This window comes from Ammoniphilus sp. YIM 78166, assembly GCF_004522215.1.
In the GTDB taxonomy this organism is placed as follows: Bacteria; Bacillota; Bacilli; order Aneurinibacillales; family RAOX-1; genus YIM-78166.
Genome location: NZ_SDLR01000002.1, coordinates 679,541 through 691,088, shown reverse-complemented (window position 1 = coordinate 691,088; position 11,548 = coordinate 679,541). Strand labels below are relative to the sequence as shown.

The following is an 11,548-nucleotide window of genomic DNA, read 5'->3' as shown; positions in this document are numbered from 1 at the left end:
CTCTAGTCCTCTTGAAGCCATACGCGCAGCAGGTTGGCAAATTCCTCCGGCCGTTGTTTAGCCAGTTTTTCGAGCTGTTTGCGAGCTATTACTTCTTCGGTTTCCGTATACTCAATGTCCGGAATCTCGGTATTAACGGAGTCCTCTGCCTCGATTACCGCAGCCGCCTCTTCACTTTTCCGCTTACGACGCACGAAGAAGTAAGCTACTCCCCCAATAACCGCTAATGCGGCTACCCCAGCTAGTACGTAATAAAGCAAGTTATTCTCAGGCTGAACGGTTTCGACCTTCCCTTGGAATGGTTGAGCAACTACCTTAATCCTATTGGATAAGTATTGTTCGTCCACCTCTTTGCTAATAGCTGAACGGACAACATTCTTAATCACTTCTTCAATCGCTTCTTTGGTCGTCTCTACTTCAGGAGAATCGGCTGGAATATCTACGCCAACGTTAATGGATAGATCCTCAACGAAATAAGGACTTCTAATAATATCGCGAGTAATTCGGTTTACCTCGCGATTTACCCTTTCCTCCATTTCTTCCATTTCGCTTCTTCCCTGACCACCCGAATTCCCAGGATATTGAGGAACATCCGTTTCTCCCGTACCCGGAACTCCTCCACTTTCCCCGCCGGTACCACTGAAGGTTTTAGTTATCTTTTCAACCATGATGGCAATACCTTCTTGATTTTCTGTATCTACCGGTTCAAATAACTTTTGGTCTTCTTTGACCTTATCAAAATTTAATCGAACTTTAGCATAAACATAGACCTTATCCATGCCGATAATAGTACCAAGCATATTATGAAGATCTCGCTGGATATCCTCTTGTACGCGTCTTTCAATCGAGCGCTGCTGTTCATACGTCGTTAGCCCTAGATCAGAGCCTTCTGCGTTGGTATATTCTAGCATATTGCTAAATTGATCCGTAATCACGATATTTTCAACTGGCAGATTAGGCACCGTTTTAGAAACAAAATGATAGAGGGTATTAATTTTATTTTGATTTAATTTGGTACCTGGCTCTAATTGTAGGAGAATCGATGCCGTAGCCGTCTCTTCCTGGCTCCTTAGAAACAATTGCTCCTTAGGAAGAGTAATCATCACTCTAGCATCGGTTACTCCGCTAAAGCCCTTAATAATTTTTGCCAAATGACTTTGAAGCACATCCCGTTCCGCTACATCAAACTGCCGCTCTGTAATACCAAACCCCATATTTTCAAAGATATCAAGACTGATATTACTTCCCTTAGGTAACCCTGCTGCAGCCAGATCAACCGTTAGACTAGGGGCATCTTTCCTTGGAACAAGGATATTACGTCCATCCTCTGAAAGCTTAAACTGAACCCCTTTCGATTCGAGTTCAGCTTTGACCTCTCCTACTTCTTCCACGCTCAATGCATTCCTAAATAAAGGAATAAATTCCGGCCTTGAAGCGAAATAGACCCAAAGCGAAAGGGAGATAACGAGAAGCAAAAACGTCCCGCCGATGATCCATTTTTGCTTCGTTGAATAAGAATGGTAAGCATCTATTAATTTTCCTTTTATGGCTTGCAACTGCTCATTCATGTTTCCACCCCGGGGCCTTCATAAGATCTATCTATTTCTGGAGAAATTAATCCTCCACTCGGAGGACCTAAATGCTCATTCTCATAATTTCTTGATAGGCTTCAACTGCTTTATTTCGGACCTGTATCGTTAAATCCAGCGTCACGCCTGCTTGCTCCTTAATTATGAGAGCTTTATGTAAATCCTGGACGTCGCCAGCAGCAATTTTCTTTGTCATATCAGAAGAGAGCAGCTGCTGTTTGTTCACATTTTCTAGGGCCTGGTTCAAAAAGCTTGAGAAGTTCTGAAGAGCTTCACCAGATGTTTTGCTCACAGGAGCTGGCGCAACCTGGGATTTAAAGGAGATTGGATTAATAGCCATGTTTGTTTACCTACCTTCCAATTTCTAAGGTCTTAATCATCATCGATTTTGTCGCATTAAAAGTAGTTAAATTGGCTTCATATGCTTTTGTCGTGGCCATTAAGTCAACCATTTCCTTAAGTGGGTCAACATTAGGAAGGAATACATAGCCTTCATTATCCGCATCGGGGTGTTCTGGCTGGTATACTCGTTTAAACGGGGTTTGGTCCTCTATAATTTTGGTTACTTTGACTCCACTCGGAGGTGTTGGATTGCTTTTTCCCATTGCCGCATGTAACACAGCATCAAAAGGGGTTGCATTTAAGGGTGCGACATGAACCATTTTCCTTCTAAAAGGCTCCCAAGTCCCATTCACATACTTTCCTCGTGTGGTATTCGCATTCGCTAGATTCGATGAGATAACATCCATTCTTAGACGATTGGCAGTTAAAGCAGAAGAACTAATGTTCATACCCGTAAACATGGACATTATCCTTTACCTCCTGAAATAGCTTTCTTTAAGCCGTTAAAATGGCTATTCGTTTGATCAACGAGTGCATTATACCAAATTTGGTTCTTTACCATATTCGTCATTTCGGCATCTACATCAACGTTATTTAAGTGGTTCTGCATAATACCCGATCTGACAAAAACCTGTGGAGATATGGAGGAAGCCCTTGAATTACCGCCAATCGAGATGTGTTTAGGGTCTGTCCTAAAGCCGACAAAACTGCTTTTCACCTCCATTGCCTTTTTTAATTCGTGCTCAAAGGCAACTCCCTTGCTTTGATAACGTGGGGTATCCACATTCGCAATGTTGTCTGCAATGACCCTCTGCCTCATGGCTGCCGCATCTAGAGCATGGCTAATCATGTTCAATTTACTTGAATTAAGCAATATCAACCCTCCTATTCCACCAGGCCTCTTTTTTGTATTACTAACTATTCCACAAGATCTTTTATAATTCCTCCCTATTCGACTTGAAAAACTAGAGTAAGTCTTGGTATATTGTCGAAATTTTGGTAGTGGAGGAACAAGAAAAGCCCTATCTCCAGGATAGGGCTCCGCATGCTCGTTTTTATGATGATTTTAGTTTAGCCAGCTCAGGAAGCAACTTATCGTTAAGCACTTTAATATAAGTCCCCTTCATCCCGAGGGATCTGGACTCAATTACTCCTGCACTCTCTAGCTTACGCAGAGCATTTACGATTACGGAACGGGTAATTCCCACGCGATCGGCAATCTTGCTTGCAACAAGCAAACCTTCCTTGCCATCCAATTCCTCAAAGATATGCTCTACGGCTTCTAGTTCACTATAAGATAAAGATCCTACAGCCATTTGAACTACAGCCTTACTTCTAGCTTCTTGCTCTATTTCTTCCGCTCTCTCGCGAAGAATCTCCATTCCTACCACGGTAGCTCCAACTTCTGCTAGAATCAGATCATCATCCGTAAACCGCTCAGTTACCCTTGCAAGCACTAAAGTACCTAAACGATCTCCGCCTCCAATGACGGGAACCAGTGTGGTTAGAGATTCATTAAAGACATCCTTCATCTCTACAGGAAAAGCGGTATAAGGGCTTTCGATATCTAAGTTTGCTGTGGTCTCCTCAACCTTTAGCAGCTGATGGCTGTAATCGCCCGGGAAGCGTCTTTCTTGCAGCATAGCTGCAATGCGATCATTGTTTATTTCTTGCGCGATCGCGTAGCCCAGAATTTTTCCTTTTCTACTAAGAATAAAAGCATTGGCTTCAATGACCGTACTTAACACCTCTGCCATTTCCATGAAATTAACAGGATGCCCCGCTGTCTTTTGCAATAAGCGGTTAATTCTTCTAATCTTTGTTAGCAAATCCATTTCTTTTTCCTCCTAGGTTCTCTTCAAAAATGTTAGTTACAGTATATATTGAGAGAGATCTTTGTTTTTCACTATCCCTTTCAAGCGTTCCCCTACATACTCCGGTGTTATGGTGATTTTCTCCATCGTAATGTCCGGTGCATTAAAAGATAAGTCCTCTAGAAGCTTTTCAAGGATCGTATGCAATCGTCTTGCTCCAATATTGTCTGTATAGTCATTCACTTCTTTGGCCATATTTGCCAGTTCCCTAATAGCTTCGTCAGAAAATTCGATTTTTATTCCTTCCGTCTCTAAAAGTGCAGAATATTGTTTAATAAGTGCATTTTTCGGTTCTGTAAGAATCCTTACAAAATCTTCGGCAGACAAGCTCGTTAGCTCAACGCGAATAGGAAATCTGCCTTGAAGCTCTGGAATTAGGTCGGACGGCTTGGAGATATGAAACGCCCCTGCCGCTACAAACAAAATGTAGTCCGTCTTGACCACACCATATTTGGTATTCACCGCAGAACCCTCAACGATCGGAAGAATATCGCGCTGAACCCCTTCACGAGAAACATCCGGGGATCCGCTTCCTCCCCGCCCAGCAATCTTGTCTATTTCATCAATAAAAATAATGCCCTGCTGTTCTGCCCGATGAATGGATTCCTGATATACTTCATCCATATCGATGAGCTTCTGGGCCTCTTCCTGAGTAAGAATCTTCCTCGCTTCCTTGACTGTAAGCCTGCGCTTCTTCATCTTCTTAGGAATTAAGCTGCCTAACATCTCTTGCATGTTCATCCCCATTTGATCCATTCCAGCACCGCTAAACATATCAAACATGGACGGCACAACATCTTCCACCTCTAGCTCGACCATATGGTCTTCTAGCTCGCCTAACGCTAGCTTATGCGCCGTTTGTCTTCTCCTTTGAGCGATATCCTGATCTTCAGCTTGATTAGAGGGCTGATGGGTTTGCATCTGACCAGCGAAAAGCATCTCAAATGGATTCTTGAAGCTCTTGTTCTCCCGCTGAGAAGGGACAAGGAGCTGGACGAGACGTTCCTCCGCTTGTTTCTGAGCTTGCTCTTTCACGCCTTCCATCTTCTCGGCCTTCACGATTCGAATCGAAGTTTCCACGAGGTCACGAACCATGGATTCTACATCCCTGCCTACGTACCCCACTTCGGTGAATTTCGTTGCTTCGACCTTAATAAACGGAGCTCCAACCAACTTAGCTAATCTCCGCGCAATCTCTGTTTTTCCAACCCCGGTAGGACCTATCATCAAAATATTTTTCGGGGCAATCTCATCCCTAAGATCCTCAGGCAGCAAGTTTCTCCGGTATCGATTTCTCAGAGCAATAGCCACAGACTTCTTTGCTTCGGATTGACCAACGATATATTTATCAAGGGACTCCACAATTTGTCTCGGTGTATAGTTATCGGCGTTCTTCATTCTGCCACCCCGCTATTCGAGTTCTTCCAATACAATATTATGATTGGTGAAAACACAAATCTCTGCCGCCACTTTAAGAGAAGCTTGAGCGATCTCCTTAGCCGACATGTGTTCGCCTGCATACTGGGCTAGAGCCCGACCAGCAGAAAGCGCAAAGTTGCCGCCTGAACCAATCGCTAAAATCCCGTCATCCGGTTCAATGATTTCACCGTTTCCAGAGATGAGAAGCAAATTTTCCTTATTCATTACAATCATCATCGCTTCAAGACGGCGCAATATTTTGTCCTGTCTCCATTCCTTGGCCAGCTCAACAGCTGCTCTCTGGAGATTTCCGTGAAATTCCTCCAGCTTAGCTTCAAACTTCTCAAACAAGGTGATGGCATCAGCAACGGACCCAGCAAAGCCGGCAATAACTTGTCCGCGGTAGAGCCTTCTCACTTTCTTGGCCCTTTGCTTCATGACCACACTGTTGCCGAAGGTAACCTGACCATCTCCTGCCATAGCACCCTGCCCCTTATGGACGATAGCAAAAATAGTCGTAGCATGAAATGTCATTTCCAACTGATTATCCCCTTTCCCTCCATACAGAAATTGATGTAGGGTTGATGTCAAGGTTGGTGCGATACTAGCCAGCTTCATTTCAGGTGGGATTCGAACCACCCGCAAGCTGAAGAATGGGAGCTGTTTATCACAGCTCCCTTTAAGACTTAATAAATATTATCACAACATGCATATTATTGGCAACTCAAATTGTATATTCACCTAACAAAATTCTGAATAGTTTCAAGTGCACGTTCTGCTAACTTTTCATATCTTTCTTTTTTGCTGCGAATCTTTTTTTCCAATGGAGGGAACAAACCGAAGTTTGCATTCATAGGTTGAAAATGTTCAGGATTCGCGGTGGTAATATAATGAGCCATGCTCCCAATTGCCGTCTCTGGCGGGAACGTGATCGTGTCTTCGCCTTTTGCCACACGGGCTGCATTGAGTCCAGCCACAAGACCCGCTGCTGCTGATTCGACATATCCTTCTACTCCAGTCATCTGACCAGCAAAGAACAGATTTTCTCTTTCGCGATACTGATACGTGGCTCGAAGAAGTCTCGGGCTGTTGATAAAGGTGTTCCTGTGCATCACGCCATATCGAACAATCTCGGCATTTTCCAATCCTGGGATCATACGGAACACTCGTTTCTGATCCCCCCACTTCAAATGAGTTTGGAAGCCTACCATATTGTAAAGAGTTCCTGCGCTGTTGTCCTGACGCAACTGGATGACTGCAAAAGGCTGTTGACCCGTTCGAGGATCCACTAAGCCTACAGGCTTCATGGGTCCAAACAGCAGGGTTTGCTTTCCCCTGCGGGCTATTTCTTCAGCTGGCATGCATCCTTCAAAATAAATTTCTTTTTCAAACTCTTTTAAAGGGACGACCTCAGCGGTTGTGAGCGCTTCGTAGAATTGATCAAATTCTTCTTCCGACATGGGACAATTCAGATAAGCCGCTTCCCCTTTATCATAACGAGAAGCTAAAAAAACTTTTTCCATATCAATGGTTTCTTTATCAATGATCGGGGCAGCCGCATCGTAGAAGTACAGATACTCCTCACCTGTAAGCTTTCTTAATTGCTCCGATAAAGAAGGCGAGGTCAAAGGCCCTGTGGCAATCACACAAATGCCTTCTGGTATAGTATCGATCTCTTCGTTATGGACCGTAATATTAGGGTGATTGCGTACCGCCTGGGTGACTGCATCGGCAAATTCATGTCGATCCACAGCGAGCGCTCCGCCCGCTGGAACCGCACACGAATCAGCCGAACGAATAATGACTGAATTTAAGCGGCGCATCTCTTCCTTGAGAATGCCTACTGCATTGGTAAGGGTGTTTGCCCTTAACGAGTTACTGCAAACTAGTTCTGCAAATTTATCGGTATGATGGGCAGGCGTTTGCTTGACAGGTCTCATTTCGTACAAATCGACTTGAACGCCTTGTTCAGCAATTTGCCAGGCAGCTTCACTGCCGGCCAACCCTGCTCCAACCACGGTTACTTTTTCCATATGTGATCTCCTTACTGCGTAACTTCCATGTAATCACAAGCCGTGCACTGCACATTGGCTTCTTTCTTTTTCCCTTTTTTCTCCACAAGCATAGAGGTGCATTTCGGACATTTTCTTTCAATAGGCTTATCCCATGAAACAAACTCACATTCCGGATAGTGACTGCAGCCATAGAAGGTCCTTTTCTTTTTGCTCTTGCGTTCCACAATCATGCCGCCTTCACATTGTGGACAGCCTACGCCTGTTTCTTTAAGAATCGCCTTGGTGTTGCGACAATCCGGAAACCCGGAACAAGCCAAGAACTTCCCAAATCGCCCCAGCTTATACACCATGTGTTTTCCACATTTCTCGCAGAGTTCGTCGGAAACCTCGTCTTCAATCTCTACTTCTTGCATGTATTTATCGGCTACTTGCAATCGATTCTCAAAGCCCTTGTAGAATCCATCCAAGACATTCACCCAATCGGCTTTTCCTTCTTCCACATAATCAAGATCCTCTTCCATTTTTGCTGTAAACGTGGGATCCAATATTTCCGGGAAGAATTCGCCCATGAGTTCTATTACAATCTCCCCTAGCTCAGTTGGGATAAATCGCTTGTCTTCTAAAGCTACATATCCTCGCTTTTGTATCGTATCAAGCGTCGGGGCATAAGTGCTAGGACGCCCAATCCCAAGCTCTTCTAACGTACGGACGAGTCTCGCTTCCGAATAGCGAGGAGGCGGCTGCGTAAAGTGCTGCTTCGGATCCATCTGATGAAGGGCTAGAACCTCTCCTTCAGTCAACGGCGGCAAAATATTGTCTTTTTCTTCTGTTCCATCGTCGTTTCCTTCCACATAAACCTTCATGAAACCCATGAAATTCACCTTTGACCCATTGGCTCTAAAGGTTCCCTCACCTGCTTCGATCGTCACGGTCATCGTATCCAAGATGGCCGAGGCCATCTGGCTAGCTAAAAAGCGTTCCCAAATTAAACGGTACAATCGCAGCTGGTCCCGGCTAAGAAATTCCTTCATCGATTCCGGCGTCCGTAAAACCGAGGTGGGACGAATCGCTTCATGAGCATCCTGGGCATTGCCCTTCTGAGCATGAGTGCGGGCTTCTTCTAGGGCATATTCTTTTCCAAAGCTTTCCGTAATATACGACTTCGCTTCCTCGATAGCCGTTTGGGAAATCCTTGTGGAGTCCGTTCTCATGTACGTAATAAGACCGACTGTCCCTTCTTTCCCTAGATCAATTCCTTCATATAATTGCTGGGCTATCATCATGGTCTTCGCGGCGCGGAAATTTAGCTTTCTCGCTGCTTCCTGCTGTAAGGAACTTGTAATAAAAGGAGGGGCGGGATTCCGCTTTCGTTCCTTTTTCTTAATATCCTTGACGATAAAAGGAGCATCACCAATCCGCTGCAGTAAATCCTTAATCTCTTGCTCTGACTTTAATTCGGCCTTGGTTCCCTGATACCCATAAAACTTGGAGTCGAATATTTCTCCGGAATCTGCTTTTAAATGGGCGGTTACCGTCCAATACTCTTCAGGGACAAAACTTTTAATTTCATTTTCCCTATCAATAATCAATTTGACTGAAACCGACTGTACTCTTCCGGCGCTTAAGCCTTTTTTTACCTTTTTCCATAATAAAGGGCTAATGTTATAACCAACGAGACGATCTAGAATTCGTCGTGCTTGCTGTGCATTCACGAGATCCATGTTAATTTTTCTAGGATGCTTAAATGCTTCCTTGACTGCATCTTTCGTTATCTCGTTGAAAACGACCCTACAAGGCTCACTCTGGTCCATATTGAGGCTATGCGATAAATGCCAGGCGATAGCCTCTCCTTCGCGATCAGGGTCAGCTGCCAGGTAGATTTTCTTTACTTTTTTCGCTGCATCTCTGAGTTCCTTCAATACATCCCCTTTACCGCGTATGGTAATATACTTGGGATTAAAGCTTTCCTGAACATCAACCCCCATTTGACTTTTAGGCAAGTCACGAACATGGCCCATGGAGGCTTTAACAATATATTTTTTTCCGAGATATTTCCCGATAGTCTTTGCTTTTGCGGGAGACTCTACAATTACTAAGGCATCTGCCAACTTTTGCCCTCCCCCTTTCCCAACGAATCACTTAATACCTTCATACAAGTATGTGTATATGGTCAACCTGGATATACCGGATGGTTAATCTTCCCTATTATTAAATATGCAACATCCATTTGTCAAACTTCTTTTATTTCCTCTTTGCATACATACTGCCGTCCATCCGTTCAATTTTTCCTTTTATTTGCAATATGAGCAGCTCTGTCAGCACCTCTTGAACGGGCATCTGAACCTCCTCTGCTAGTTGATCGATCGTTATCGCTGTATCCTCTATCTTATCCAAAATTTTACTTTGTCTTTCCGTCAGCTCTTCCCCTTTGAAAAAGTTTCCACTATTTGAAGATTCAGATGGAAGTTCCTCCAAGATATCACGAATATGGGTAACCAGTTTAGCTCCTTCTTGAATAAGCAGATTCGTCCCTTGACTTAGTGGGGAATAGATCGGACCTGGTACAGCAAAAACATCCTTCCCTTGGTCTAGCGCACAACGCACCGTAATGGCAGAACCACTTTTCACGGCTGCCTCTACGACTACAACACCTAGAGACAACCCACTAATGAGACGATTGCGTGCAGGAAAATGAAGGGGATGAGAGGGATAACCGGGGGGATATTCCGATAGGATCAGACCGCGTTGGATGATTTCCTTATAGAGGGCTTCGTTTTCTCGAGGATAGATAACATTGATGCCGCTGCCTAAAATAGCGATCGTCCGTCCTATAAAAGGCAGGGAGCCTTTGTGAGCTTCTGTATCAACCCCTTTGGCTAAGCCTGAAATTACGGCATAGCCGGCATCACTTAATTCCGCGGATAGCTGAAAAGCTACCTTTCTTCCATAATGAGTAGGCATTCTGGTACCTACGACAGCGACTGCCGGTACCGATAGAAGCTCTAGGTTTCCTCGAGCATAAAGTACATAAGGGGGATCAGCGATTTCTAATAAGGAGGGCGGATAATTGGAGTCTAATCTGGTGATGGTCTGAATTCTCAAGTCTTTTAGTTTCCGCTTCACTTGAAGCACAACATCAGAGTTCAATTCCTTGATCTTTGATCGACGTTGGAGCGTAAGATTAGGTAAGGATGGTAGCGAGAGGTGAGTCATAGTGAGAGAGTTAGGGAGCTGTTGGAGGTAAGGAAGCAGGGAATGTAAAGTTCTTCGGCCAATCCCGTCAAGCTGGCTAATCGCAATGAGCCAATCTCTCGGCTCTAGGGCAACGGTCATTTTCATCAACCTTTCTAACTTTTAGGATAAAAGAAGAGGAGCCTATAGGCTAGACCCCTCTTGAAATTCTTACTTAATGGTTTTGCATACTTCAAGCAAGCCTTTTTCTTCAAGGACTTCAATAAGAGTTTGTCCCATAACGGCCGGAGTCTTGGCAACACGAATGCCACACTCTTCCATTATGCGGATTTTCTCTTCTGCAGTACCTTTTCCGCCAGAAATAATCGCACCAGCATGACCCATGCGCTTTCCTGGAGGGGCAGTTTGACCACCGATAAAGCCTACAACAGGCTTTTTCATATTAGCCTTTACCCATTCAGCTGCTTCTTCTTCTGCCGTACCACCAATTTCACCAATCATGATTACAGCTTCGGTATCTGGATCCTCATTAAATAACTTGAGAACGTCGATAAAGTCAGTTCCATTTACAGGGTCTCCACCAATACCTACAGCAGAAGATTGTCCAATACCGTTAGTAGTCAACTGATGAACTGCTTCATACGTCAAGGTACCGCTGCGGGAAACGATTCCGACTTTACCAGGAGCATGGATATATCCTGGCATAATTCCGATTTTGCACTCGCCTGGAGTAATAACACCTGGGCAGTTTGGCCCGATTAAGCGAGTTTTCTTTCCTTCCATGTAACGCTTTACTTTAACCATGTCTAATACAGGAATACCTTCTGTAATACAAATAACAAGGTCAAGCTCAGCATCAACAGCTTCCATAATGGCATCTGCAGCAAAGGCAGGTGCAACATAGATGACAGAAGCGTTAGCGCCTGTAGCGTTAACCGCTTCTTGAACGGTGTTATATACAGCAAAACCGTCAATCTCAGTTCCGCCTTTACCAGGGGTTACCCCACCTACCATTTGTGTACCGTATTCTGCACAACCTTTAGCATGGAACAGACCTGTTGCGCCTGTAATCCCTTGTGTAATAACCTTTGTGTTTTTATTTACAAGAATACTCATT

General features: G+C 44.4%; 11 protein-coding genes. All 11 read right to left on the bottom strand.

The features are described 5' to 3' along the window. Positions 1–2: 2 nt before the first annotated feature. The 11 genes from fliF to sucD all read right to left on the bottom strand — a co-directional run bounded on the left by fliF (position 3) and on the right by sucD (position 11,547). Positions 3–1,568 (bottom strand): flagellar basal-body MS-ring/collar protein FliF, encoded by a 1,566-nt coding sequence (gene fliF, locus EIZ58_RS09595; protein ID WP_134700373.1) that lies wholly within the window; start codon positions 1,566–1,568, stop codon positions 3–5. 67 nt (positions 1,569–1,635) lie between these two features. Then, positions 1,636–1,929, bottom strand: a complete 294-nt coding sequence (fliE, locus tag EIZ58_RS09590; RefSeq protein WP_134700372.1) for a flagellar hook-basal body complex protein FliE — start codon at positions 1,927–1,929, stop codon at positions 1,636–1,638. Positions 1,930–1,939: 10 nt separating this feature from the next. Beyond that, positions 1,940–2,398 carry a flagellar basal body rod protein FlgC gene (gene flgC, locus EIZ58_RS09585; RefSeq protein WP_134700371.1) on the bottom strand — a complete coding sequence of 153 codons (459 nt, stop codon included), beginning with the start codon at positions 2,396–2,398 and terminating at the stop codon, positions 1,940–1,942. Beyond that, a complete protein-coding gene (gene flgB, locus EIZ58_RS09580; protein WP_240688997.1) occupies positions 2,398–2,805 on the bottom strand; it encodes a flagellar basal body rod protein FlgB in 408 nt (135 codons plus the stop codon). The genes flgC and flgB overlap by 1 nt, the downstream gene beginning before the upstream one ends. A gap of 181 nt (positions 2,806–2,986) precedes the next feature. Further along, the gene (gene codY / locus EIZ58_RS09575) at positions 2,987–3,766 is read right to left on the bottom strand and encodes a GTP-sensing pleiotropic transcriptional regulator CodY (RefSeq protein WP_134700370.1); all 780 of its coding nucleotides are present in this window, start codon (positions 3,764–3,766) and stop codon (positions 2,987–2,989) included. A 36-nt stretch (positions 3,767–3,802) separates the two neighbouring features. After that, the gene (gene hslU / locus EIZ58_RS09570) at positions 3,803–5,203 is read right to left on the bottom strand and encodes an ATP-dependent protease ATPase subunit HslU (RefSeq protein ID WP_134700369.1); all 1,401 of its coding nucleotides are present in this window, start codon (positions 5,201–5,203) and stop codon (positions 3,803–3,805) included. 12 nt (positions 5,204–5,215) lie between these two features. Continuing rightward, entirely contained in the window at positions 5,216–5,758 is a 543-nt protein-coding gene (gene hslV / locus EIZ58_RS09565) for an ATP-dependent protease subunit HslV (RefSeq protein WP_205672157.1), read from the bottom strand. Between the two features lie 203 nt (positions 5,759–5,961). Beyond that, positions 5,962–7,257, bottom strand: a complete 1,296-nt coding sequence (gene trmFO / locus EIZ58_RS09560) for an FADH(2)-oxidizing methylenetetrahydrofolate--tRNA-(uracil(54)-C(5))-methyltransferase TrmFO (protein WP_134700367.1) — start codon at positions 7,255–7,257, stop codon at positions 5,962–5,964. Between the two features lie 11 nt (positions 7,258–7,268). Next, on the bottom strand, positions 7,269–9,347 hold the full coding sequence (topA, locus tag EIZ58_RS09555; RefSeq protein ID WP_134700366.1) for a type I DNA topoisomerase: 2,079 nt from the start codon (positions 9,345–9,347) through the stop codon (positions 7,269–7,271). Positions 9,348–9,480: 133 nt separating this feature from the next. Next, entirely contained in the window at positions 9,481–10,572 is a 1,092-nt protein-coding gene (gene dprA, locus EIZ58_RS09550) for a DNA-processing protein DprA (RefSeq protein ID WP_167577586.1), read from the bottom strand. A gap of 69 nt (positions 10,573–10,641) precedes the next feature. Further along, on the bottom strand, positions 10,642–11,547 hold the full coding sequence (gene sucD / locus EIZ58_RS09545) for a succinate--CoA ligase subunit alpha (RefSeq protein WP_134700364.1): 906 nt from the start codon (positions 11,545–11,547) through the stop codon (positions 10,642–10,644). Between the last annotated feature and the right edge of the window lies 1 nt (position 11,548).